We start from the raw sequence: 25,442 nt of genomic DNA, 5'->3' as shown, positions 1-25,442 counted from the left end.
TATGGTGAGACACGTCGAGGTCCTCGTGATGGAACAGCAGTTGGCGCTACTGATCCTCGGGGACCTCGACCCCTACCCGCCGACCATCACCCGGCGAGCCTCACCCCCACCGGATGTCCGAAGAGCCCCCAAACCCGAGTCGCTTCGCGACGGACTCGCACGCGGTCGTCAGATTCGGGTACTCATCGAGGTGATCCATCACGAGCCTGATCGCGCGCTGCTTCGTCTCCTCCGGAATCCTCTTCGGCATGATCAACATCTTCCTTCCAGACTCGAAAGGAAACGGCATCAGACCGGGGACGGTTCAGTCCTGATCTGACTCAGTTGTTGCCACGCCGTTGCCACGATCCTCCGCTGTGCGAAGCCCGACACGAAATCCCGATCGGCCCGCGCGAAGTCTCTCACGCGCAGCATCTGAACAAACAGGGATGGCGACGAGCGACAGCAGCAGTTGAGGCAACCTAGAACCCGCACTTCATTGCGCGGTGTTTGGGGCGCACCCTACGAGTCGAACGTGGGCCTCCGGAGCCCCCACAGCAGTGCGGCCGGCAAGCGATCAGCGGACCGGTGCGGGGCCGGTTGAATCCCGCACGAGGAGCACCGTATGCAAGCGCTGGTGATGATCCCGGGCGGAGCTGGCACCCGCGATCGATTCGACGAGGTACTCCGCTGCCAGGCGGCCTTTGGTCTCGATGGGCTGCCGGATCGTCGTGAGCGAAGGTGAGGACCAGCTCGCCTCGGCGAGGTCGTCGAAGCCGGTCACCGAGATCTCTTGAGGAACTGCGACGTCTGCATCGCGAGCTGCGTCGAGGACGCCGAGCGCGATGATGTCGCTGAATGCAACGATCGCGGTGGGGCGTTCGGTCTGCGCCCAGAGCTGCTGGAAAGCAGCGGCTCCTCCGGCACGTGTGCACGGTACCTCCAGCACCGTGATCCCGTCGCTCTCGGGGGCCATAGCATGTGACGCGAGTGCGGCGATCGCACCTTGCATCCGGCGCAGGACGGGCCCTCGCCAATTCTGGTAGCCGCCCTCGGTCCCGGTCTCGATCGCGACGATCGCGATTCGACGATGGCCGAGGCTGAGGAGATGCCCGAGGAGTTCCTCCATACCTTCACTGTCATCGATCTCCACGGAGGGAACGTCGTCGTGAAGTTCGCTATCGACGAGGACGAACGGGATGCCTCGTTGCTGGAGGGCCTTCACCTCGCCTCGGTCGTGCTCGAGCCCGCTGACGATGAAGCCGTCGACCGCGGCGTACGGGATCGTCTTCAGCATCGAACCACGCAGTGGCGGTGCGAGCAGGAGGGTGAACCCCTCGCGCTGACATGTCTGTCCTATGCCCTGAAGGAACTGGGTGTAGTACGGGTTCTCAAGCACCTTGTCGAGCTGTTGCGGGAGGAGCAGGCCAAGGCTGTCGGTGCGGCGCGTTCGAAGCATCCGGGCGGCCGGATCCCCGGAGTAGCCGAGTTCGGCGGCGGCCTCGAGGATGTTCTTGACGGTCGCCTCCGCCAGGCGATTCGAATTGTTGAACGCGAGCGAAACAGCCGTCTTCGACACGTTCGCGCGATCGGCAACGTCTTGCATTGTCACCCTGCGGTTCTTCATTGCTGTGCCTCGTTCGGGAACGCGTTCAGGTAGCCGACCCCGCCGGTACCGAGCATGAGCGAGCCGTCCCCGGCGAGAGTCGCATCCCCGGCGACGACTTGCCATGTGCGATCGCTCGCGAGGTCGGGCAACGCCAGGATGGGGATGCGGGCACCGTCGCCGCGGTGAACGATCGCGACGGAGGTTTCGCCGTCCGGTGCTCGCCGGATCATCAGAACAGTATCGTCGTCGATCGCGCGCACCTCCTGGACTCCCCGCCGAAGAGCTGGACACTCTGATCGGGCCCCACTCAAGGAGCGGATGCCCTCGAGGAGCTGGGGCGACCACTCTGATTCGTCCCACGGCATCGTGCCACGGCATCCGGGGTCGTTCTCTCCGGTCAATCCGATCTCGTCACCGTAGTAGAGCATCGGAGCCCCTTCAGCGGCGAAGAGCAGCGCATAGGCACGAAGCGCGGCGGCCACGTCGCCGCGGTGTCGAGTGAGGAGTCGCTCCGTGTCATGGCTGCCGAGGAGGTTCAGCATTCCGCTGTGGAAACCCTCGGGTATGCGGGCGCGAAGAGTGTTCATTCCGTCCGCGAAGGCCAGCGCATCGATCGAGGAGTCGGCGGTGAACCCCAGGATCAGGTCGCGGAGGGTGTAGTTCATCGTGCCGTCGGCGAGGTCACCTTGCAGCCATTCCTCGGGCTCACGCCATTCCTCCGCGACGATGTACAGCTGGTCGCCGAGGTCTTTGACAACGTCGCGGAAGCCTCGCCAGAAGCTGTGGTTGATGAAGTAGGGAACGTCGAGTCGCCAGCCGTCGATGCCCTGTTCGATCCAGTAGCGTGCGACGGAATAGTGGTGCGCACGCACTTCCGGGTTGTAGGCGTTCCATTTCGGCAGGTAATAGCAGCCCGAACATGTTCGGTAGTTCGGCTTTGGATGAGGCGTGACCGGGAACCCCTCGACCGAAAACCAATTGACGTACTCGGACGCGGCTTCGTTCTCGACGACGTCTCGGAACGCCCAATGGCCGTCCCCGCAGTGGTTGAACACGGCGTCGAGCACGACACGGACTCCGCGTTCGTGGGCAGCATCAACGAATCGCCGGAAGGCGTCCAGATCGCCGAGTCGATGGTCGACTGCGAAGTAGTCCTTCGCGTCATAACGGTGGTTCGTGTCGGCCTCGAAGATCGGGGTGAGGTAGATCGCGTTCGCACCGACCGAGACGATGTGGTCGAGGTGCTCGGTGATGCCGGCGAGGTCGCCGCCGAAGAAGTTCTCGCGCGTCGGTGTCGCGTTCCAGGGTTCGACGCCTGGCGGGTCGAGCGTGGGGTCGCCGTTGGCGAAGCGCTCGGGGAAGATCTGGTAAAAGGTCGCGTCGGCGAGCCAGTCGGGTGTCGGCATCAGTCTTTCAATCCGGTTGAGGCGATTCCGCGCACGAGTGCGCGTTGGAAGAAGAGGAAGACGACGATGCTCGGGATCGTCGCTGTCAGGGTCCCGGCCATCAGGTAGTTCCAGCTTGTCCCGTAGCGCCCGACGAAGGACGCGAGCCCGATCTGGATCGTGCGTAGTTCGTCGGTGTTCGTTACCAGCAGAGGCCAGAGGAAGTCGTTCCACGCGAAGAGAAAGCTGAAGATGGCGAGGGTGGCGAATGCCGGTGTGGACAGAGGCACAATGATCCGGAAGAACGTACCGATGCGGCTGCATCCGTCGATGCGCGCCGCCTCCTCCAGCTCCATGGGGATCGAGGCGAAGTACTGGCGGAGCAGGATGATTCCGAAGACATCGGCGAGACGCGGCACAATGAGGCCGGCGTAGCTGTCGATCCAACCTAGGTCTGCGACGATCGCGTACGCGGGGATGATGGTCACGAATGTGGGGATCATCAGCGCGGCCAGCAGGATCACGAAGATCGCGTTCTTGAACGGGAAGTCGAGCCGGGCGAAGGCGTATGCGGCCAAGGCATCGAGCACGAGGTGTCCCGTCACGATCCCGACGGCCATGATGATGCTGTTCAGGTAGTACTGTCCGAAAGGTGCAGCCTCCCACGCGTGGAGGTAGTTCTCCCAGTGCCACGAGGTCGGCAGGATCGACGTGTTCGTGTACGTCTCGGCGCGGCTCTGCAGCGAGGTGGTGAACATCCAGAGGAACGGGACGACGACGAATCCCGCCCCCAGGATGAGAATGAGGTGGCGACCGAGCGCGAGTCTGCGATGTGGATTCATCGGAGTGACGACCTTCCTGATCCCGACGCGCGCCACTGCACGAGCGTGACGCCGAGCACGAGGAACAAAGTGACGAACGCGATCGCGGTGCCGTACCCGAAGTCGCCGAGCCGGAACGCCTCCCGATACATGAGCATGCCGAGCACCTCGGTGCCGCCTTGTGGACCACCACCGGTCAGCACGTACACGAGGTCAAACGCCTGGAAGCTGGTGATGAGCGCCTGCACCACGACGAAGAAGGTCATCGGCGCGAGCAGAGGGATCGTGAGGAAGCGGAGCCGTTGGGCCAGGTTCGCCCCGTCGAGCTGCGCCGCTTCGAAGACGCCTTGCGGGAGCGCTTGCAGGGCGGTCAGGTAGAGCACGGCGTTGAAGCCCAGGTTCTTCCACACGGTGAGCAGCGTGAGTGCGCCGAGAGCGAGCCAGCGGTCCTGTAGCCAGTTCGGGCCCTCGATGCCGATCTGCGCGAGCAGCGCGTTCACGAGGCCAGCCGGATCGAGCATGTACTTCCACACGATCGCAGCGGCAACGGAGGACGTCACGGCTGGAAGGAAATACACACCACGGTAGAACCCGCGACCGCGAAGAGGCGCATCCAGGAGCAGGGCGATCGTGAGGCCAGACGCGACCGAGAGCAGACACACGCCGACCGCGTAGATGCACGTCACGAACAGGCTATTCCAGAACTCGGGGTCCTGGGCGAGGCGGATGTAGTTGTCCAGGCCGACGAACTCCTTCACCGGATCGAAGCCGTTCCAGGAGGTCAGGCTGATGTAGCCGGCAGAGACGATCGGGTAGAGCACGAACACGCCGATCACGGCGAGGGCTGGGAGAAGGAAGAGCGCCGCGGTGAGGACTTGCTCGCGCTCGTAGCGGCGATCCCGTCGCGGTCTGGATGTTCGTGTGGCGCTAGGGGTCCCGCCCGGGACGCGCATACGTCCCGGGCGAGCGGTAGTGGTCAATGTCACGGAACGCGTCAACCCTTCGCGATGACGTCGTTGACGGCATCCTCGGCGTTCGCGAGAGCATCCTCCACGCTCACCTGCCCGCTCAGTGCTGTCTCGATCTCCTGCGCGAAGGCGAGAGAGATCTTCGGGTACAGCGGGGTGTTCGGGCGGGCGTGTGCGTCGGCCATCTGCTCGACGAAGGGCAGCAGTCGCGGTTCTGAGGTGTTCACCCAGTCCAAGTAGTCGCTGCTCGTCGCCACGGAGTTCGTGACGGGGAGCATGCCCGTCGCTTCGCTCCAGCTCGTGACCTGCTCAGGCTCGAGGAACCAAGCGAGGAAATCTGCAGCGGCCTTCGTCTCGTCGTCGGAGTTGTCGAAGACCATTGCCTGTTCGCCGCCGAGGTTCGTCGCGGGGACTCCGTCGCTGGGGTACGGGGCCTTCGCCACACCGAAATCGAACGGCGGGTCGGCAGCCCAGATGCCGACCATCCACGAGCCTTCCTGTGCGGAACCGCCCTGGCCCTTCTCGAACTCGCCCCACTTGGCATACGGACTCACGCCGGAATCGATGAGGTCGACCCAGAACTGCAGCGCCTTCTGACCCTCGGGCGTGTTGAACGCGGCCGCAGAATTGTCTTCCGTGAGGAACTCGCCGCCGGCCTGCCAGAGGTTGACCTGGAAGTTCCAGGTCAAGCCCTCGCCGTTGTCGCCCGCCTGCGTGAACAGGTCGTAGCCGGGCTTCCCGGTCTTCTCAAGCACCGCCTTGCCCGTGGCCATGAGCTCCTCCCACGTCGTCGGTGGCTGCTCCGGGTCGAGACCCGCCTCTTCGAACAAGGTCTTGTTGTACATGTAAGCGAGGTTGTTCGCCGACACCGGGACAGAAACCTGCTTCCCATCGATCGTCCCGAAGGAGGTGAGCGCCGGGTTGATGTCAGCGATCGTGGCTTCCGGGAGCAGGTCGGACAGATCGGCGAGCGAGCCGATCTGTTCGATCTGCGGCACCCAGACGAGGTCGCCGATCGCGATGTCCGGGAGCGTCTTCGAGGTCGCCGAGGCTCGTAGCTTGGTGAGGAAGTCGGCGTTCGGCACGTTCGACGCGCTGATCTTCACGTCCGGATGGGCGGCGTTGTACTCGTCGGCCATGGCGTCGAAGGTGTCGGCGTTGGTGCCGTCCCAGTAGTGCCAGACAGTGACCTCGGTCACGTCGCTGCCGCCGTCGCCGGCGGCGCTGCAGCCGGAGAGCGCGAGTAGACCGGCGGCTGCGCCGATCGCAGCGATGGTGAGTGTTCTGCGGTGCATCATTGCTCCTTGGGTTGAAGCGGCGCTAGTGCGCCAGGGGTGTGCAGGTGTGGTGCTTGTGAGCCGAAGCCGGCTCTGGGGGTCGCGTGGGCAGCCGCATCTGCACGCGCGGGGCTGAGCGCGAACCAAGCCGCGCTTTCGACCGGGACGACATCGCTGTCGGCCTCGGAAGTTGCTGTGGACACGATCACGGGACCGAGGCCCCACTCCGAGGGGATCGTCGCCGGCTCGGCGCCCAGGTTGACGACGCATGCCCCGGCGCCTCGCGTGAACGCGAGCAACTGCGAGTCGCCGGTCTCCAGCCAGCTCATCGATTCGCAACCCCCGAACAGTGCCCGGCGCTCGTGAACGAGCCGCTGATAGAGGCGGAGCGTCGACTCAGGGTGCTCCCGCTGTGTGTCGGCGGCGAAGGCCCCGAACCACTCCGGTTGGGGGAGCCACGGCGCCGCGGAATCCGGAGGGGTGAAGCCGAAGTTCGGATCTCCTGCCGTCCACGGCAGAGGAACGCGGCATCCGTCTCGGCCGAGCTCGCGTCCGGCGGAGCGCAGCCAGATCGGATCCTGTCGCGCGCTGTCGGGCAGGTCGAGAACCTCGGGGAGGCCGAGTTCCTCCCCCTGATACAGGTATGCGGTGCCAGGGAGTGCGAGCAGGAGCGCCGCCGCGGCGCGTGCCCGGCGAGTGCCGAGGTCGACGTCCACAGCTCCGCGGCGGCGGGCCGCCGCGATCATGTCAGTAGGTTCCGGTGCATCGAGCGATTGCTCCTGCCCGTACCGCGTCACCGTCCGGTGCACATCGTGGTTCGAGAGCGTCCAGGCTGGCGCACCTCCGTCCGCCGAAGCGGTGGCCAGCCCGGTCTCGATCGCGTCACGCAGGCGAGGGCCGTCCCAGGGCTGCACGAGAAGCTCAAAACTGAACGCCTGGTGCAGCTCGTCGGGGCGGAGATACGCGCCAAGCCGTTCGACCGACGGGACCCAGATCTCGCCGACGAAGTACTTCGGGTCGGCATGACGGTCGCCGATCGCCCGCCAGGAGCGGAAGATCTCGTGAACTTCGGGCTGGTCCCACATGTCGTAGTTGTGGCCGCCAGAGCCATCCTCGGCGCCGGGCCAGTCAGCGAGTTCGACCGACTTGACGTGGCCGTGCGCCACGTCGATCCGGAACCCGTCCACGCCCAGTTCGAACCAGAACGTGAGCACCTCGTCGAAGTATGCGGCCACCTCCGGGTTCCTCCAGTTGAAGTCCGGCTGGGCTCGGTCAAACGCGTGAAGGTACCACTGTCCGGGTCGGCCGTCCGCTTCGACGACACGCGTCCAGGCCGGCCCGCCGAAGACGCTCTGCCAATTGTTCGGCGGCTGCTCCCCGTCGACGCCACGGCCGTCGCGGAAGATGAATCGTTCCCGTTCGGGGCTGCCCGGAGCCGCCGCCACCGCGGCCCGGAACCAAGCATGCTGGTCGGAGCAATGATTCGCGACCATATCCATCAGGACCCGGATGCCGCAGGCGTGCGCATCCTCGACCAGTCGGGTGAGGTCGTCAACCGTGCCGTATGCGGGATCGATCGCGAAGTAGTCGGCGATGTCGTAGCCGTGGTCCCGCTGCGGCGATGTGTAGCAGGGGTTCAACCAGATGGCGTCGACCCTGAGGGACGCGAGATCGGGAAGCGCCGCCTGGATGCCGGGGAGATCGCCGATCCCGTCTCCGTTGCTGTCTCGGAATGAGCGGACGTAGATCTGGTAGACGACGGCGTCCTCCCACCAGCGTGTGGCGGTGGAGGGCGTCACGATCTGCTCCGCGCGTGACTCATCAGTGGATGGAATCTTTGGGCCGGCGGCGTGTGACTCGATGGTCGGTGTCATCGGGTTGTCCTGATTCTGTCGGGGGCCGCCCGGGCGGCGTCGATTGCGGCTACGCCGCCCGGGCGGGGTCGATTGGGGCTAGAAGGTCGGATAGATGTCGATCACGTCTCCGCCTGTGCCCGTGTAGTTGCCCCCCGTCGACCAGGTGACGTCGTCGATCAAGGGTTTGAACTCGAAGGTCTCGCCATCGGGGATGCGCTCGAGGCCATCGCGGGAGAGCGGCTGCTGCTCGGATACCGGGGAGAGCCAGTTTGCGGTGATACCGAGGTCCGCGATGTAGTCGAGCTCTTCCGTCAGCCCCGCCCAGTCGCCCCCGTGGTGATAGCCAAGGTCGTTGGTGTCGTATTCACCGGCGCCCTGGTCGTTGTTCGTGGTGTCACCGTCCTTGAAGCGGTCCACGAGGACCTGATAGATGTCATCACCCTCGGCGAGCGGACCTGGCGACGGCAGGGGATCCGCAAAGGCGGGAGCGGCAACCACCCGCGCCACGAATGCACCGTCCAGAAGTGCAAGCTCCGTTGCGGCGGCCAACCAGCGACGAATGCGGGCGCTGGAGCGCGCCTGCGTCGGGGAATTCAACATGAGCTACCATCCTGACTTCTCTGTCCGATGTACATCCTGGCCACCGAGGTGCACGTTTACTAAACCGATACAACAACCTGCTGGCATCGAGTGTCAAGACCAAACTCAATCTGAGTCCGCAGAATTGCAAGCGCTTGCGGCGCGTGCTCACGTTCCGCCAAAAGGGGCAACACGCCCGCGCGACATCGACCGCCCGAGCAGCTTCCATCGAGGCTGCCCTCTAGGTCAACGGAACGTCAGGTCCAGGGAACGGGGTCCCGATGCAGCCCAGGCGAGCATGCCTGAAGACCGCGTCACCTCCCGATGAGAGTTCAGCCGCCCAAGGGTGCGCAGCTCGAGCCCACTTCGAGCCGGATGAGACTACGTTCCTGACGCTCACGCGCGAGTTCCCCGGCGACGCTGGCCGCGTTCAACAAGCTGCCGCATAGCGTTCTCGAAGCGTGGGCTTCGGGCACTGGCGGAACTGTACGGTGTCTTAGCCGTGACCGCACCGTATCGGCGATCGATATCACGAGGCTTGGGATCAATCAGGCGGTCGGCGCCGTCAAGCTAGACATCGACGATCTCGCCGACGGTTCTGACCGCGCACGCGACCTGTACATCGGCTTGTTCCCGATCGAGTAGCCACAGCGCGCCGCCGCGGATCGATCTTCGCCGCAATTCGGGCCACGCATCGCCATCGTGGCACAAGCAATCTCGCTCTGATCGTCCGGGGCCGCTGCATGGCCCCTTCGAAAGCAGGCCCATATACGGGCACAAGCAGGAGCACCACCACCCCATTGACTTGATCAGGACTGCTCGAACTGATCACACCCTTCGATTCGATCGTGGGACTCGATCCCACCGGCAATCAGTTCGAAAGTGCTGTCGGCCGCGACGGAAGACTGGGAGTTCGGAGCTCCGGAGGTGTTGCCAATCCGTTGCCATGGAACCGCGGAATCACGCGGATCCCGGCAGAGTGCTCAGTCGATCACGGACCCGCAAGCGGGACACCCCAAGCCGTGATCAACGGTCGTGACGGACGAATCCCAGGTCAATAGCAACAACCTGGCAACAACTGAATAGAGTCCAGACAGAGCGAAACCCACTCAGCTTCATCAGTCTGATGAGTTTGAGTGGGTTTCGATTGGCGGTGACGGTGGGATTTGAACCCACATCGCAGGCCAGTGGATGCCGGGTGGACAGGCGAGATCCGCGTGATTCCGCGGAAGTTGGCCACATGTGCGCACACCCGAAAACGGGGTCCCGCAGAAATTCCGTTACCGCTGCGTTACCGCTTGACTGTTAGATGAGACCGTTCTCGTCGGCCCACTGAGCGAACCTTCCCTTTTCGAAGGGCAACCGGTATTCGCCTGTCAGGAGATCATCGGCAAGGTCCGAGACCATCGCCACGGTGAGCTTCTTGTCGCGGATCGCATCACAGAGCAGTGCGAGCGTGCCGCGGCAATTCAGCCCGGCACGCCGGGCGTGATTGCTCGCCACCCTGTCGTCGATGATGAGCTGATGACCGCGAGCCGTCCCGAGAGCCAAGACGCCGCACTCCCCCCTGTTCCTGCCGCCCGCGGCAAGCAAACGCTCGAACCTGGCGAACTCTTGGAGGTACGCGAGGTCCGTGCTGCGGTCGACGGTGATCCAGTCTGCTTCAAGGACTAAGCGAAGTGCGGCGTCAGTCTGGCTCTGTTCCCTGAGCTCGATCTCCACCGTGTCGGGAATCATCACGTCATGATCCCGACTGAGGTACTTGAGCACGCCGAGCCAACCCTGCAGCGCGAAGTGCCGCAGGGGCCCGGTATCGAACACGAGCCCAGGGCGAAGGTCCGTCACGAAACGAACTGCCAGATGTTGGAATCCACGACAATGTGTGGCGTCGGGAGATCTGTCTCGTCGACTGTGCCCCAAAGTAGCTCGAGTGCCCGAGCGCCAGAAATCAGCTCATCCCGTACGAGACGCAGCACTGCCTGCTGGAACACCCGAGGCTGGGTAGTACCGGCCATGTCGTCATGTGAATGGAGATCATGCTCGATCATGTCGGCGCTCGTTGTTCGGAACTGACGGATCTGGCCAGCCTGAGTTCCGTTCACGATGTCTAGATCGGTGAGCCTGCGCGCAAGCGTGGCCATATCAACCCGGAACGCGCTGGCTGTAACCACTGCGGCGGCACGCAGACCATCGTCCATCATGCGAGACCAGAGGCCTCGCAATCCTTGCTCAGGCAAGAGGAAGGCGCGAGCAAAGTGATCAAGCAGCGCTTCGGTCTGTTGACCGCCGGCGGTAACGTCCCAATCGATCGAGTAGTCGTCGCAGACGAGGAAATGCCCAAACTCGTGCACTGCGGCGAGGCGCCGCCTTCCAACCTTTTGCGCGCTGTTGACAATCGAGACGCCAGTAGCGTCCCGCAATAGCACTGTGCCGGCATCAGCTGTATCAGTGCCGAGGTCGCGGGTGAACACCAGCAATCCTGCATCCCCAAACAAGCGCTGTAGGTCCTTGGCGGGCGCGTCGGCTTCAAGTTCCAAGGACTCCCGCGCTCGCCTAGCCATGGCCTCAGCGTCCGCAGGAGTCAGCGGCACATCAAGTTGATCCGTTTGGTCTTCTCGACGGCGCAGAGCGCCCAGCTCTTGGACAAGTTCAACGTCGGCGACTAGCTGTTCCAGGGATGCGTCGATTTGCGAGTCGACAACCTCGAGCCCCTGCGACGAACGGTGTGAGACGATCGCGGGAACGGGGTCAGCGAAAAACGATGCCATCCGGACCCGGAGCGCCTCGGCGATCTGCGAGAGTTCTAGGGCTGAGACCTTCCGGGTGCCGTTCTCGATCTTGTTCACCATCGTGCGATCCAACTGCAGTCGCTCACCGAGATCAGTTTGGTTCAGCCCCCGGCGTTCCCTGGCTTCGCGAATACGCACGCCAAGGTCGGCCGATGTCATCTCAGTCATGTGTGCGATTCTCGCACATATGACTGAGAGCGTCACTACCAGAACCACGCTCCGCTGGCTACGACGCGAGTGACTCCGATCGCTGGCTATCCAGTGCCACCGCGACGGAGTCGAGGTCGTCCTCGAAGAGCTCCGCATACGTATCGAGCGTCATCGCCGCGCTCGCGTGACCGAGCATCCGCTGTACCGCCTTGACGTTCGCCCCGGCGCTGATCGCGAGCGACGCCGCGGTGTGGCGCAGGTCGTGAGGAGTCACCCGGGGCATGATCGGCGGCGTTTCCTCTCCACGCGCCTTTGCCTCGGCGGCAGCCTTCGCATCCTCAGCGCGGATCCTCTTCACGGCACCCGCGAACCACCCCGAGACGGCGTTGCCCGGCCGGAGGTATCCCCCGAACTCCGCTGGCCAGAGCAGATCGTCGAGCGCCTTCCCCTTCACCGCCGCGCGCACGGCCTTATCCAAGAACGCCGGGTAGACCACCGCGCGACGCTCATGCGTCTTCGGCGTGCCGACCTGCACATGCCCGTTGACCTCGACCGCGTTCTCTTCGATCAGCACCCGGCGACGCTTGAGATCGACGTTCCGGACTCGGATGCCAGTGACCTCACCCCAGCGCAGTCCGGTGTACGCGGTGAAGCGGACGACATCGGGATAGCGGGAGGCAGCCGCCACACGCTCCACCTGCTTGTGGCTGAGATACGGCTTCGGCTTCTTGGACTTCTTCGGCGTCTTCACGTCGCGCGCCGGGTTCGCCGGGATCCGTCGGTCCCGCACCGCGCCGTCGAGGATGGATGCCAACACTCCGTGGCACCGCTTCACCGTCGTCGGCGACTTGGTCGCGGCGAGCTCGGCGATCCATGCGGCGACCTCAGTGTGCCGAATCGAACCGACTCGTCGGGCTCCCCATCTCGGCTCGACGTGGATCCTCCACGAGCTCTCGTCCGAGTGATATGTCGAGGGCTTTACGGCGGCCTCGTGCGCGACGAGCCAATCCACGCCGAGCGCCGCGATCGGGGCATGCGCATCGCTCGGTGCGATGTACGTACCGGCAGACTTCGACACTTCAACCTCGGCGATGTACGCCTCCGCGTCGCGCTTGCGGAGGAAGCCGCCCTTACGAGCCGTCTTGCCGTCGGGCTTGCGGTATCTCGCCTCCCAGCGCTTGCCAGCCTTCGTGTCGTACGCGTACGCGGAGCCCATACGGACAGTCTGCCGTGGGCCTCAGACGTCGGTGCAAATGTGAGCGTGTCGCACCGAAAGTGTAAGTGCTGCGACATAGCGTCGAAGCAGATAAAGAACACCCCGCTGACGCCGTGACAGGACCGCAAGGTTGAGAAGCACGGGGCAACAACAGTCAGATAGCCACCGGGAAGTACTGCTCGAAGCGAGCTGGGGCCGGAAGATCCGAACAAGGACTTCCGACCATGCCTTCTTCCGCTTCCCTTGAAGACCGTATCGCCGCGCTCGAGGCCCGCCTCGCCGGCCCGAGTGCTCCGGTGCTCGACAGCCTCCTGACCATCCCGATGCTCGCTGAGCGCATCAAACAGACCGAACGCACACTGTCTGAGTGGCGCATCCGTGGCGATGGACCCGCCTACATCCGCGTCGGCCGCACCGTTCGCTATCGCCCGGAAGCGGTCGACGAATGGCTCCTCTCGCGCGAATTCACCGGCACCGCGCAGGAGGCCCACTGATGAGCCGCGTCTCCCCCGCGACCGCTCGCAACTGCGTCGTTGTCGCCAATACCGCTGAGCAACTCGAGCTCCGGGAAATCCTCCTCATCGGAGGTGTCCGATGAGCGCCGAAAGCGCCGCCTTCAGCCACGTCCTGGACTTCCGCTGGCGCCAAGGGGACCACAGCATCTCGGAGCCCGCGGCTCGACTGCACGATCTTCGCGCGCTCCAAGCCGCGATCGCGGACGTCGTCGAGATTACCGTCGGCGACGCGCGCGCCGACGACCTCACCTGGACTCAGATCAGCGATGCCCTTGGCATCAGCACTCAGGCTGCCGTGGCTCGATACGGCCGGCACGGCGATCTCCGATGAGCGCCGCAGCCCAAGCCCGCGCCCGCTCGACGGCAGCCGTGTTCGCAGAGGCCCCGGTGATGAACATCAAATGGCGCGCATCCGCTACTCCAACGCGCGGGGGGCTAAAGCTTGCCGAGAGCCCCCCGCACACCTTTTCACCTGGTCAGATCCCGTTTCCCACCATTCACCCGACGCGCTGCGCCGGTCGGCACACGCCTTCCGATGCGCGCCATTTCGCGCGCCATTTGGTGACGCCTGAAGGTAATGGCGCGACGCGGCGGGGTGGGCAGCCATGACCACGCGCAAGGCCAGCGGCCCGAGCGGACACAAGCCGCCCAGGTACGTCACCTTCACCCAGCAGCTCAAGCCGGAGTTCTGGCTCGGGTGGGACGTGGCTCTGATCCTGGCGGGCGACCCGAGAAGGATCGGCGAGGAGGTTCTTCGTCGCTACGAAACGGCCGGCGGCGTCGCGCAGGGTCTCTGGATCATCAAACACGACAGAGACGTCCTCGCAGATGGCTCGAGCAAGGACGACCACGTGCACGTGGTGCTCCAGCAGAGCGCAGGCCCCAACGTCAGCGGCAAGCTGCAATGCCTCGCGATGGACCAGATCTTCGGCTTCGGCTCGAAGAGCGTCGTGAGGGCTGCGCCTGGGCGGGGTATCCACATTGAGAACGCACTGAGCTACCTGATCCACGCGAAGGATCCCGACAAGTACCAGTACGACCCGTCCGAAGTCGTCACGATCCGCGGGACGGACTACCTCGAGATCGAGTCCGAGAATCGCAGGGCGTGGGCGCGCCGCGCCGTGATGGCACGAAAAGCTACCGTCCCGATGCGCGAGTGGAACGAGCTTGGCGACGCACTCGTGCAGAAGGTGCTCGACGGCGAAGTCGATGAGGTCGACATCCTGCGCGACAAGACGCTGATGGATATCTATACGCGCAACGAGTCCAAGGTGAACCTTGCGCTAAAGAACCGCGCCCGGCGGGAGATGCTCTTCGAGGTAGACAAGCTCCGCGCAGGGATCTTCCAGAAGACGATCGTCTGGGCGATGGGAGCCAGCGACCAGGGCAAGACGTACCTCGTCGAGTCGATCGCCGCAGAATTGGCGGCGCGACTGGGCTGGCCTGTGTTCCGTGCGACGGCGAAGAACGGTCCCGATGACTACGCCGGCGAGCCGATCTTCATGATGAACGAGCCGAGCACCAAGGTCATGGAGTGGGCCGACTTCCTGACACTGCTCGACCCTCGACAGGCCGGCCCGATCTCGGCGCGCTTCTACAACAAGCCAGATGCCGCGCCACGGGTGATCCTCATCGCCGTTGCGGTCGACCCCGTCGAGTTCGGCTTCTTCATTCCCGGGAAACGGTCGACCAGCGACTCCCTCGACCAGCTCATTCGCCGGATCACCCTGCTGATCGAAGCGCAGAAGGACGACACCGGCGATCCCCGCTACTCCATCGGGCAGGTTGGAAACGTCACACCCTACATGCGGACGGTGACGGTCCCCGGGCAGCAAGTCGCGGAGCGCGTCTCGCTGACCTACGGCCGCGCCGAGACCGCCTACGCGCTATCGCGGGATGACGCACTCGAGACGGTGCTCTTCCACGTCGCAGAGAGGTCACCTGACGCCGGGTTGGTGATCGACGAAACCGCGTCGATCGCAACGCGACGGCACTTGCACCTCGTCGAACGCGGCATCGTCCACGACTTCGTCCCTCAGCTGATCGCGTCGCCATGGGAGAACGGCTCACCCGCCGCGATCACCCGCGGCGACGACGGGTTCGACGGGAGCGCCGCATGAGCGCGAATACTCGCCCAGTGAGCCGAGAATTCGCGGCGGCGTATCTGATTCGGGAGGCAGGGTCTCTCGAATCGCCGTTCCGTAGGAGGACGACCGGCGCCACAGGGCGGCTGTCGCGCTCCGCGCTGCCCGCGATGCGGGCGTTGCCCTCCGCAGGAGCCCCGACGATCTGGAGCGTAGCGAGAGATTGTCAAAAGGGGCCTCAGACAAATCTCTGTCGCCTGGCACCGAGGGGACCACATCGACCGGCGTTCACGGCGATGGGTGTAGGCGACAGGCGACGGAGATTTGTCGCGGCGACACACCGGGTGGAGAGGCGAAGCCCGAGGCTCCACGTGGTGCGCCGACGCAGTCGATCACCACTTGCCGGTCGACGAGCAACTCCGCCTACGAGAGCTCGGGGATGGGGCAGCGGAAGCAGTAGGAACGAAGGAGGAACACGATGAGCGAACCAACGGGACACGCGGCATTCCACCTGCTGAAGGAGGGGCCGACACACTCTGGAACCGCCACCGGGACGAAGGCCCAACGGCGTGCCGTGCTGAAGGAGTCCATGCGGCATCTCGATCCCAAGGACGTCGCGCGGCATGCGAAGAAGAACCCGAGCATCGTGCCGGCCGACTCCCACCTCAACACCGCATTCGTCAACGACGGCAAAGGTGGATTCGGCGTTGCCTCTACGGTCGGCGAGGTGATCACTTACGGGAACGCTCGTGAGGGCGCCGTGCGCCGAAAGATCAGCAAGGGGTGGACGACCGTCAACCTGTTCGTCGTTCACCTCCCGAAGACTCTGTGCGTGGAGATCGAGGACTACTACCCGCGCGTGCACCGCAATGGTCAGCGTCGACTCGACCCGATCACCGGGGAGCCGATGTCACGGTCGCGATGGGTGGCACGCGACCGCGATGAGGCGATGCGCTACTTCGCTGATGCCGTCGGCTTCCTGGGTGAGCATGTCATCCCCGGCGGGCAGGCGGCGATCCATGGATGGGCCACGAACTTCGACGAGACCACGCCGCACATTCAGCTCATGGCGGACCCGTTCGCGCCCGATCCGAAGGCGCCCGCCACGAAGGCCGGGGCACTGAGGACAGAGCAGAATCAGGCGTACGGTGAACACCGCGAGAAGCGGGATGTGAACGGCAAGCTGATCCACCGACGCGACAAGTTTCGTCAATACCAGGCGGAGATGCGCGAGCACATGCTCGCCCGCGGGTGGCCGGTCGAGAAGGACCCGGGGCCCCGCTCCGGCAAAGGTCAGCCGAACTCCGAGTACCAGGACACCCAGGACGAGAAGGCCGACGCGGCGTCTCACCACGCAGCAGCCCAGGAGGCCGAGGCACGGGCAGAAGCTGCGCAGGCCGACGCGCAACGCACACACGAAGCTGCCGTCGATCTCGTTGCCGATGTGGCCGAAGCGCAGCTGGTCGGCAATCACGAGCTTGAGCTTGAGCGGGAGGAAATGTACGGCGAGTTGGGCGCCGAGCACGCGAAGCTTCGCCGCAAGGAGCAGCAGGTCGACGATGTTCTGAACCTCGAACGCCAGATGATCGCCGCTGATCGAGCCAAGGCGAAGGCTGAGGTCGATCAGGCCCTCGAGCGTCTCGCATCCCAGAACCGCGCCGCCGCTCGCCGGGAGCACGCAGCTGAACAGCGTGAGCGGGATGCCGCGGCGCGAAAGGACGAGGCCGACAGGCAGCTTGCGGAGCTTCAGCGCAAACTCGCCGATGCTCACGAGCTGTTCTTGGCCGCACAGCAGCTGGGCCGCGAGACGGTCGAGCTGGCGAAAGCAGGCGGCGTCCGTCTGCCCGCTTCACAGCTGTCCCGAGTCAAGCAAGCGCGCGTCGCTCACGATGAGCTGGTGCGACGCGTGCTGTCGGGTAGCAAGGATGGCGGAAAGAGTTTGGACCACCAGGAGCTCGACCGCTGACTCCTTGGCGAGGATGACATTGCTCGCGTCGCACTCGGTGTCGACGGCGCGATCCATGGTTTCGTGTCCCCGTCAATCCCCGATCGCCGTGACCTCTGGTTGCCCGCCACCGTTCTGCACCAGTGCCGTTTCGCCCCGCGCACACCATGGATTCCGCGTGTATAGGCCCGAAAATGAGGATGAACGGGCCGCGGCTGCTTGGCCTGACGCCTTCGCCCTCGTCTTCCCTGCGAGTGCACGACCGCACGCACGACGCCCTGGCGCCACCGTTTTGCACCGAGTTGCACCAGGTCGGCCCGCCGAAGGACACGGACCCAACCGCGACACTCCCGGACCGATGGACGACATTCCTCTCGTATACGAGTGCGAACGCATGTTGGTGGCAGGAGTGCGATCTGGGACACCCGACCAGGCTGTTACCTTCACTCACACCAGTCAGGTCCGCGTAGTAGACCTCGAAGGAGCAAACAAAGATGAATGGATCGCGGCGGGACGAATGGCCGCCCTTTCGTATCAAGCTCGTAGAGGAGACGGCGCGCTGCATCGTGGAACAGCGGGCACTGACGAGCCGAGGTGCCGAGCCGTCCTGGGCTGAACTCACGCCCGCAGGGCAGTCGCTGCGAATCGAGGCCGTCGCCGCACTGTTCGACGTGCAGTACCTCGCGATGGACAATCTGATGCAACGAGGCGACCTGCCTTGAACGGTGCCCGCTTGAGCACCCCGACGATAACGACCAGACAGCGCGTCCTCGTCGTACTCGACGTCGACGGCACCATCAGCCCCATCCCACCTCGTGACGGATCGGGTGAGCCAGTGTGGGCCACCCCTGTTGCGGAGCCGGTGCTCGCGGCGCTCCATGAGCTCGTGAGCCGCCCGGGAGTCATGCTGGGGTGGGTGACGAGCTGGGCGCCGGGGATGCTCCAATGGCTCGTCAGAGAGCGCCTGGGCGGACGACTCGATGGCCCGTACCTCCCCGACGAGGACGACTGGGACCGCGGCTGGAGAGCACGCTCCATCGTCGAGACTGTCGCCGACACCGGCGTCGACACGGTCGTGTGGATCGACGATATGGCCGTGCGATCGACGCTGATGCGCGGCCTGGGTCGCGCCGGACTCGAACCCGCAGTGTTGGTGATCCGGCCAGACATGTACATCGGCGTGACGTTGCAGCAGGCGCGTCACGCCGCACGGTTCATCGACGCGGTCCGCTGAGGGGTGACTACCGCTCGGCGCTCGGTCCACCGACGCTGGCATGCATCCGCGCTTGGAGCCGCTGCAGGCGCCCAGCACGTTCCCGCGCTGCCAGGATCCGGATCGCGTCGCGGAGTAGTGCGTCGCGGTCACCCTCGGTGTAGATCCCCGTCAGCCGGTCGAATTCGATCACGTCATCCGACTCGAGGACGAACTCGACGATCTCGCTTGCAATGTCCGCCTCCTCATCGCGGCGTCAAGTGAACTCGACTCAATCGATGTCGTAGACGCCGGGGTTTGGTCCCTGAAGCTGGCGGCACACCCTCGTGCAAGCCAGATCAGATGTCACCTATTCGTGCAGCAGTCCCCGCGGCGCGATAGCACTCAGTCCCGCGTAGGCCTTCAGCCGCAATTGCTCGAGGCGTGCGTGCCTCGTGCGCGATCCGTGCGTAAGTCCTGCGGCCAGCGTGCACCCGGGTGCGGGACTCGACGGCCGGACACCCAATTCTCCGCGGCCCTGCGTGACCTGTCCGTCGTCCGTGCGTGGGCCGTGCGGGATGCGCGCGACTCCCGTGCGTCGTAACGGCAATGCGTGTCGAGTGCGTTCGCCGTGCGTGATTGGGGCGGCGATCATGCGCCGAATGCGCGCTGCGGGTGTCAATGCGCTCGTTGCAAGGGTCGTCGCCTGGAAATGGCGCCTGTCAAGTGGACGGACGGCCGCTCCCTCAATCGCTCAACGCAGTCGACGGGAGCGTCCGGATCGTCGCCGCGATCGCCCGAAGCGCAGCCGGCGATACTTCGCCCCGCACGCACATGTGCCCCAGCGTGGCGCCTGCGTCATCGAGCGCTTGCTGGAGCTCCCGTTGAGCGGCGGCAAGGTCCTCGCAGCTTTTCTCCTGGATGTCGGTAGTGCCTTCCATGCGGGCCACGCTAGGGCGTTGTCGCGCGGCGAGCCAGCAACGACGGCGGTTGAGCAGCTCCATGATCAGATCTGCCTCGTTTACGAGGGGAGAGCGATTCGTGTCGACACGCCGGGAGCAGTTCGGGCGTCGACCAGTGGTCCGAGCACTGCCGCGAGATACCCTCACCACGACCGCGGCGCCCACATGCGCTAATGCGGGCTCTACGGGATCGGGCCGTGGGACGGCGCCGTCTACCCGGGAATCCTCAGTATCCGGAGATCAATCTCAGCAGCGCACCCCTCAACCGACAGGTAGTGATGCCCGCCGCCCCATCGCTCAAGGCGAAGTCGCGGAGCGAGGTACGGAGACTGGATCTGCTTCAGAATCGCCGGCATGGGATCCGGGGCGGCAACGGGGACAATGAGTTCGACCGCGAAGCGTTCAGGAATGTTCCACCAGGAGTCGATGGCGGCTACGTCTCTGTGGAGTAGGAGACCCAGACGCCTGGCGATGACGCTTGCGGCGCGCGTTGCGTCGACGGATCGCCTGGGGCCTGAGGACTCTTGCGGCGCCAACCAGTCTCCGGCATCGACCGATTCCTCCCCCACCTCTTGCAGTACTTCCCGCCGGTAGCTCTCGAACCCCTCCATCGAGATGCCCTCGAACGTGACGAGTCCGTCTTGCCCCAGCAGGAAGAAGCTGACGCCGCGACCGCGACGGAAGTCCCTGTAGCGCAACCCGGGGATCCCGTTCTCGACCGCGTCCCCGCCTCGGGCCCACCGCGGGAGCAGCCCGTGGAGCTTAGGGGCGACGTCAGTGCCGCGCACTCGCATCGAGAAGTGGCCAGCGTCGGTGACGATCCCGTCCGGGACGAATTCGGCTTGGCGGCTTGCCCCGCGCTGAGGGTCGTAGAGATACCCCAGCCTCCCGAGCACGAGTCCCTCAAGGCGCTCTTGTTGCGCCGACGGACTTGAGACCACCGCCGTGCCGGGCACGAGTGAACGGACGTGTCGCAGGGACCGGGTGTACGGCTCAATGAGGGCGGCGCTCCTCATACGGGCGCGAGATTGCAGTGCTGTCTTCATGATGCTCCAGATGAACACCGCCGACCCGATGCATCAGAGGGGCACCGAAGATACTGAAGCCGTTGAACTGCTCGGGGGAGCCGAGCTCCTTTCCCGGCGAGAACAGGTCGGTGAACGCGCCGTGGTGGGATCCGAAACCCCACAAGAAGCATACGAACCGTCGCCTCCACCCCGACCCGCAACACGCATCATGATCCGAGGCGCCAATAAGATCACGAGAGGGCATTGCTGCGCCCGCTTCGTGTCGGCGCGGCTAGGTTGCGGCTGCGGGGCGCCCAGTGTCGGATGCCTCTGATGACATTACGAACGTGAAGGTGAACGATCCATGGCGAGGCTGAACCTCAAGGCCGTCGAAGAACGCGTCGCACCTCTGGCCCGCCGCGAGAGCTACGACCGTGAGTTCGTCTTCGACCTTCTACTCGCCTACGGCAAGCCGCAGAGCAGCGTCACGCGCCTGCGCAACGGCGACTTGAACGTCGCTGCCGAAATCACCACCGAGGTCGCGCAGAAGAAGGTCGTCTATTTCAAGGAGACGGGTGGCGACCCCCTCGAGGTACTCGAGGAACTGAAGACGTCGCCCGATGTGGTGCGATTCAGCACGCGATTCGTCATCGTCACCGACTACGACGAGATGGTCGCCACCGACACTCAGACGGGCGAGACGATCGGGTTCCCGATCCGCGAGATCGATCAGCACTTCACGTTCTTCCTGCCTTGGGCGGGCATGGAGAAGGCGCAGTATGTCGCGGAGGCCCACGCGGACGTCAAGGCCGCCGAGCGTGTGGGCAAGCTCTTCGATGAACTCCTTCAGGCAAACCCCGGCCTGCTCGAGCAACCGCACGGTCGGCACGCACTCAACCTCTTTTTCACACGCCTGCTGTTCTGCTTCTTCGCCGAGGACACGGGGATTTTTGCGGAGAGCCAGTTCACGAACGCTGTCGGTTCACACACCCTCGCAGACGGCTCGGACACTGCCGAGTTCCTGACCGATCTGTTCACCGCGCTCGACACGGCGAGCCCCGCGGACAAGCCGAATCACCTCAGCGCGTTTCCCTACGTCAACGGCCGGCTCTTCACGATGTCGCCGGAACACACCGTGCCAGCGTTCACGAAGAAGGCGCGCCAGGAGCTCATCGACGCCGGCAAGCTCATCTGGCGCGAGATCAACCCCGACATCTTCGGCTCGATGTTCCAAACCCCCGCGATCCCAGTTTTTTCAAGGGATCTGCGGGGGTTTTGGATGGCGGTGACGGTGGGATTTGAACCCACGGTAGGGGGTTACCCTACACAACTTTTCGAGAGTTGCACCTTCGGCCGCTCGGACACGTCACCGCCGACAAGCTTACGTCACGTTCGCCGATGCCGCGAATCGGCCGCGAGCCCCGGCATCCACTCGAGAATCACCCCAGTTCGAGAGCGCCGTGGATCACGTCGACCACGTGTGAGGGCTCGTCGATTCCGACGGCGTAGACGTACGTGGCCGTGAACCCGATGCCGGCCAGCGACTCGGCCAGCGAGGCCAGCGACGACGCGGTCGACTCGGGCGTGATCGCCACCATTGCGGTCTTCTCGATCGTGTCGTAGTCGCGACCGACGTCGTCGCAGTGGGCGCGCAGCACGTCGAGCTTGTGGGTGGGCAGTTCGTCACGCACGCCGAGGTTGCAGGCATCCGCGTACTGGGCGACCAGGCGCAGGGTCTTCTTCTCTCCCCCGCCACCGATGAGCAGATACGGATGCGGGCGGCTGATCGCCTGGGGCGAGTTGAGGGTGCGCTCGAGCTGCCAGATGGCGCCCTCGTAGGGCTCCTCGGAGTCCGACCACATCTGCAGGCAGATCTGCAGCGTCTCTTCGAGCTCGCGGAACCGCTGCGCGACCGGCGGGAACGGGAAGCCGAGCCCGCGGCACTCCTCGTCGTTCCACGCGGCGCCGATGCCGAGACCCATGCGCCCACCCGACAGCACATCGAGCGTCGTCACCTGCTTCGCCAGCAGCGACGGATGGCGGTAGATCACCCCCGAGACGAGGGTGTGCAGCAGCGCCGTCTCGGTATGCGCGGCGATGAACCCGAGCGTCGCGTACGCCTCGAGCATCTCGTGCTCGACGGGGCCGAGGCCCGGCAGCTGCCAGAAATGGTCCATGACCGTGATGCGACGGATGCCGGCGGCCTCGGCGTTCCGCACGTGCGCGGCGAGCGCGGGGCCGAGACTGTGGGCGCCGCTGCGCCACGTGAAGTCCGCGATGTGGATCCCGTAGTCCATGCGCGTCGCCCTTCCGGAGCGAAGGGGTCCGCTCCACGGGGTCAGGCTAGCGACTGCGCCCGACACTCGACAGCACCCGATTCGGAAAAGTGGATGCCGCGGTCCGCCACCGCCGCGATCGCCCGGGCGGCGGCATCCACCCTCCCCGATGTCGACGCCCGGGGCTAGCGTGGGGCAGGTGACCGAGGACGCCCCCGCCGCACCGGCGGACCGCATGGCGACGACGCAGCGCTTGGTGCTGTGGATCGCCGTGCTGGGGTCGTTCGTGGCTTTCCTCGACGGCACGATCGTGAACGTCGCGCTGCCGGCGATCAGCGACGAGCTGGGCGGCGGCCTCACGACGCAGCAGTGGGTCGTCGACGCATACCTCATCACCCTGGGGGCGCTGATCCTCGTCGCCGGCTCCGTCAGCGATGCGTACGGGCGCGTGCTCGTGCTGCGCATCGGGCTGATCGGATTCGGCGTGGCGTCCATCGCGATCGCCGCCGCCCAGTCGTCGGAGTTCCTCATCGTCGCGCGTGCGGTGCAAGGCGCGGCCGGTGCGTTCCTGGTGCCGAGCTCGCTCGCGCTCATCACGTCGAACTTCACCGGCGCGGCGCAGAGCCGCGCCATCGGAATCTGGACGGCGATGACCACGTCGGCGATGATCGTCGGCCCGCTGATCGGCGGTCTGCTCGTCGACCTGGCGTCGTGGCGGCTCGCCTTCCTCATCAACGTCGTCCCGATCGCCGCGACGCTCGTCCTGCTCGCGCGCGGCGCGTTCCGCGACGTACGACATCCGGGCGCGTCCATCGACTGGGTGGGCGCCGTGCTGTGCACCCTCGGTCTCGGCGGAATGGTCTACGCCCTCATCGAGCAGCCGAACGCCGGCTGGACGGCCCCGAGCATCTGGATCCCGCTCCTGGCGGGCGCCATCCTGTTCGTCGCGTTCATCGCGCGGCAGCGGTTCGTGAAGCATCCGATCCTGCCGCTGGACCTGTTCACGGTGCGCAACTTCTGGACGGGCAACGTCGCGACCGCGTTCATCTATGGCGCACTCGCGTTGAACGGACTGGTCGTCGTCGTATACCTGCAAGAGGGGCCGGGGCTCCCCGCGACTCTCGCCGGCCTCGCGAGCCTGCCGATGACCGTCATCATGATCTTCCTGAGCTCCCGCGCCGGCGCCTGGAGCGGCCGCTGGGGCCCACGCCTGTTCATGACGGTCGGCCCGATCACGATGGGCGTCGGTGCGCTGCTGCTGCTCACCACGACCACCGAGTTCTCGTACTGGTGGCAGATCCTCCCCAGCATGATCGTGATGGGCGTAGGCCTCGCACTCACCGTCGCTCCCCTCACCTCCGCGATCCTCGGTGCGATCGAGCCCGCCCGCTCGGGCATCGCGTCGGCGGTGAACAACGCCGTTGCGCGCGTCGCCGGTCTCGTCGCCGTCGCCCTTCTGGCCGTCATCGTCGGCGGTTCCCTCGACCTCGACGGCTTCCACCGCGCCGCGATCGTGACCGCCGCGCTCATGATCGCGGGCGGTGTCACGTCGTTCCTCGGCATCCGCAATCCCCCGCGCGACCCCGAGCCCTCCACCTCGTCGACGTCGTCGTGAGGAGAGTGGATGCCGCCTCTCGGCCGCACCCGGCCGCCACCGTCGAAGCGCGCCGGGGCGAGGCATCCATCCGCTCCCATTGACACGGCCGAACACGCTGGCCCCGCCGCGGTCCGCCCTGCCAGACTGGCCGCATGGCCGTCATCGAGAACTCGAAAGTCACCGTCGTCGGAGCCGGCAGCGTCGGCGCCAGCACCGCCTACGCCGCGCTCATCCGCGGATCGGCGCGCCACGTCGCGCTCTACGACATCGCGACCCAGAAGGTCGAAGCCGAGGTGCTCGACCTCGCCCACGGCACCCAGTTCACGGGCTCCAGCGACATCATCGGCGGCAGCGACCTGTCGGTGGTCGAAGGTTCGCACGTCGTCGTGATCACGGCGGGCGCCAAGCAGGACCCGGGGCAGACCCGCATCGAGCTGGCCGGCGTCAACGCCGGGATCATGAAGAAGATGATGCCGCAGCTGCTGGAGGCGGCACCCAACGCGATCTACGTCATCGTCACCAACCCCTGCGACGTGCTGACGGTGCTCGCACAGGAGCAGACCGGCCTGCCGCCCGAGCGCATCTTCGCGTCGGGCACCGTGCTCGACACCTCGCGCCTGCGGTGGAAGCTCGCCGAGCGCGCCGGCGTCTCGACGTCGAGCGTCCACGCCTACATCGTCGGCGAGCACGGCGACACCGAGTTCCCGCTGTGGTCCAAGGCGACGATCGGCACCGTCCCGATCCTCGAATGGGTGACGCCGCGCGGCGACCGCATGACGACCGAAGAGCTCGACCAGATCGCGATCGACGTGCGCGACGCCGCCTACAAGGTCATCCAGGGCAAGGGCGCGACGAACTACGCCATCGGCCTGTCGAGCGCCCGCATCATCGAGGCGATCCTCGGCGACGAGAGCGCGGTCATGCCGGTCTCGCCGGTGCTGCAGGACTTCCACGGCGTGAGCGGAGTCGCCCTGTCGGTGCCGTCCGTCGTGAGCGCCGCCGGCGCCGTCCCGATCCATGAGACGCAGTTCGACGCCCGCGAGCTCGAGCTCTTCCACCGCTCGGCCGACGCGCTGCGCGAGGTCGCCGACTCGCTGCGCTGAGTGCTGTGGAGAGTGGATGCCGGCGGCCCCGGCATCCACTCTCTTTCGGTTCTGCGTCCATCAGTTCGGCGTCAGCTCCGCAGCCACCTCTGGCGGATCGCACGCCGGCGCGATTCCGCACGAAGCGACTGG

21 protein-coding genes, 1 tRNA gene and 1 pseudogene are annotated in these 25,442 nt (G+C 65.4%); 9 read left to right on the top strand and 14 right to left on the bottom strand.

Features of this window, described 5'->3' with window-relative positions:
* Positions 1-556: 556 nt before the first annotated feature.
* From IF188_RS06950 to IF188_RS06905, 10 genes are all read right to left on the bottom strand, one after another.
* Positions 557-1,606 carry a LacI family DNA-binding transcriptional regulator gene (locus IF188_RS06950; RefSeq protein ID WP_191171048.1) on the bottom strand — a complete coding sequence of 350 codons (1,050 nt, stop codon included), beginning with the start codon at positions 1,604-1,606 and terminating at the stop codon, positions 557-559.
* A complete protein-coding gene (locus IF188_RS06945) occupies positions 1,603-2,994 on the bottom strand; it encodes a glycoside hydrolase family 13 protein (RefSeq protein ID WP_191171075.1) in 1,392 nt (463 codons plus the stop codon). Before IF188_RS06945 ends, IF188_RS06950 begins: the two co-directional genes overlap by 4 nt.
* Positions 2,994-3,815, bottom strand: a complete 822-nt coding sequence (locus IF188_RS06940; RefSeq protein WP_191171047.1) for a carbohydrate ABC transporter permease — start codon at positions 3,813-3,815, stop codon at positions 2,994-2,996. The genes IF188_RS06945 and IF188_RS06940 overlap by 1 nt, the downstream gene beginning before the upstream one ends.
* Complete coding sequence (locus IF188_RS06935) at positions 3,812-4,630, bottom strand: carbohydrate ABC transporter permease (protein WP_318152822.1); 819 nt, start codon at positions 4,628-4,630, stop codon at positions 3,812-3,814. Before IF188_RS06935 ends, IF188_RS06940 begins: the two co-directional genes overlap by 4 nt.
* 158 nt (positions 4,631-4,788) lie before the next feature.
* Positions 4,789-6,057 (bottom strand): ABC transporter substrate-binding protein, encoded by a 1,269-nt coding sequence (locus IF188_RS06930; protein WP_191171046.1) that lies wholly within the window; start codon positions 6,055-6,057, stop codon positions 4,789-4,791.
* Positions 6,057-7,913, bottom strand: a complete 1,857-nt coding sequence (locus tag IF188_RS06925; RefSeq protein ID WP_191171045.1) for a glycoside hydrolase family 13 protein — start codon at positions 7,911-7,913, stop codon at positions 6,057-6,059. Before IF188_RS06925 ends, IF188_RS06930 begins: the two co-directional genes overlap by 1 nt.
* Before the next feature lie 78 nt (positions 7,914-7,991).
* A complete protein-coding gene (locus tag IF188_RS06920; RefSeq protein WP_191171044.1) occupies positions 7,992-8,495 on the bottom strand; it encodes an alpha-amylase family glycosyl hydrolase in 504 nt (167 codons plus the stop codon).
* A 1,284-nt stretch (positions 8,496-9,779) separates the two neighbouring features.
* Positions 9,780-10,244, bottom strand: a complete 465-nt coding sequence (locus tag IF188_RS06915; RefSeq protein ID WP_318152820.1) for a nucleotide-binding protein — start codon at positions 10,242-10,244, stop codon at positions 9,780-9,782.
* Positions 10,245-10,315: 71 nt separating this feature from the next.
* The gene (locus IF188_RS06910) at positions 10,316-11,431 is read right to left on the bottom strand and encodes a helix-turn-helix domain-containing protein (protein ID WP_191171042.1); all 1,116 of its coding nucleotides are present in this window, start codon (positions 11,429-11,431) and stop codon (positions 10,316-10,318) included.
* 58 nt (positions 11,432-11,489) lie between these two features.
* On the bottom strand, positions 11,490-12,629 hold the full coding sequence (locus IF188_RS06905) for a tyrosine-type recombinase/integrase (protein WP_191171041.1): 1,140 nt from the start codon (positions 12,627-12,629) through the stop codon (positions 11,490-11,492).
* A 224-nt stretch (positions 12,630-12,853) separates the two neighbouring features.
* Here IF188_RS06905 and IF188_RS20110 point away from each other — a divergent pair, with 224 nt between their 5' ends.
* The 6 genes from IF188_RS20110 to IF188_RS06875 all read left to right on the top strand — a co-directional run bounded on the left by IF188_RS20110 (position 12,854) and on the right by IF188_RS06875 (position 18,407).
* The gene (locus IF188_RS20110) at positions 12,854-13,123 is read left to right on the top strand and encodes a helix-turn-helix transcriptional regulator (protein WP_224751532.1); all 270 of its coding nucleotides are present in this window, start codon (positions 12,854-12,856) and stop codon (positions 13,121-13,123) included.
* Positions 13,124-13,223: 100 nt separating this feature from the next.
* The gene (locus tag IF188_RS06895; RefSeq protein WP_191171040.1) at positions 13,224-13,475 is read left to right on the top strand and encodes a hypothetical protein; all 252 of its coding nucleotides are present in this window, start codon (positions 13,224-13,226) and stop codon (positions 13,473-13,475) included.
* A 274-nt stretch (positions 13,476-13,749) separates the two neighbouring features.
* Positions 13,750-15,264, top strand: a complete 1,515-nt coding sequence (locus IF188_RS06890; RefSeq protein ID WP_191171039.1) for a Rep family protein — start codon at positions 13,750-13,752, stop codon at positions 15,262-15,264.
* A gap of 442 nt (positions 15,265-15,706) precedes the next feature.
* The gene (locus tag IF188_RS06885; RefSeq protein ID WP_191171038.1) at positions 15,707-17,194 is read left to right on the top strand and encodes a hypothetical protein; all 1,488 of its coding nucleotides are present in this window, start codon (positions 15,707-15,709) and stop codon (positions 17,192-17,194) included.
* A 473-nt stretch (positions 17,195-17,667) separates the two neighbouring features.
* Entirely contained in the window at positions 17,668-17,895 is a 228-nt protein-coding gene (locus IF188_RS06880; RefSeq protein WP_191171037.1) for a hypothetical protein, read from the top strand.
* Between the two features lie 11 nt (positions 17,896-17,906).
* Positions 17,907-18,407 carry an HAD domain-containing protein gene (locus IF188_RS06875; RefSeq protein ID WP_191171036.1) on the top strand — a complete coding sequence of 167 codons (501 nt, stop codon included), beginning with the start codon at positions 17,907-17,909 and terminating at the stop codon, positions 18,405-18,407.
* Between the two features lie 704 nt (positions 18,408-19,111).
* Here the strand turns inward: IF188_RS06875 and IF188_RS06870 are convergent.
* Positions 19,112-19,369 (bottom strand): hypothetical protein, encoded by a 258-nt coding sequence (locus IF188_RS06870; RefSeq protein ID WP_191171035.1) that lies wholly within the window; start codon positions 19,367-19,369, stop codon positions 19,112-19,114.
* A 170-nt stretch (positions 19,370-19,539) separates the two neighbouring features.
* On the bottom strand, positions 19,540-20,373 hold the full coding sequence (locus IF188_RS06865; RefSeq protein WP_191171034.1) for a hypothetical protein: 834 nt from the start codon (positions 20,371-20,373) through the stop codon (positions 19,540-19,542).
* A 325-nt stretch (positions 20,374-20,698) separates the two neighbouring features.
* Between IF188_RS06865 and IF188_RS20510 the strand changes: the two are divergent.
* Positions 20,699-21,388 (top strand): annotated as a pseudogene (locus IF188_RS20510) (type IIL restriction-modification enzyme MmeI); the annotation flags it as partial.
* Between the two features lie 226 nt (positions 21,389-21,614).
* On the opposite strand, the gene IF188_RS06855 reads toward IF188_RS20510, so the two are convergent.
* A tRNA-Ser gene (locus tag IF188_RS06855) sits at positions 21,615-21,705 on the bottom strand.
* Positions 21,706-21,773: 68 nt separating this feature from the next.
* Entirely contained in the window at positions 21,774-22,631 is an 858-nt protein-coding gene (locus IF188_RS06850) for an LLM class F420-dependent oxidoreductase (protein WP_191171032.1), read from the bottom strand.
* Positions 22,632-22,845: 214 nt separating this feature from the next.
* Here IF188_RS06850 and IF188_RS06845 point away from each other — a divergent pair, with 214 nt between their 5' ends.
* Positions 22,846-24,225: an MFS transporter gene (locus tag IF188_RS06845; RefSeq protein WP_191171072.1), complete on the top strand. Its 1,380-nt coding sequence runs from the start codon at positions 22,846-22,848 to the stop codon at positions 24,223-24,225.
* Positions 24,226-24,359: 134 nt separating this feature from the next.
* Entirely contained in the window at positions 24,360-25,310 is a 951-nt protein-coding gene (locus IF188_RS06840; RefSeq protein WP_191171031.1) for an L-lactate dehydrogenase, read from the top strand.
* Positions 25,311-25,442: the final 132 nt, after the last annotated feature.

It is taken from the genome of Microbacterium helvum, assembly GCF_014779795.1.
In the GTDB taxonomy this organism is placed as follows: domain Bacteria; phylum Actinomycetota; class Actinomycetes; order Actinomycetales; family Microbacteriaceae; genus Microbacterium; species Microbacterium helvum.
The sequence above is the reverse complement of the archived record's forward strand: the minus strand, read 5'-3'. Positions and strand labels throughout refer to the sequence as shown.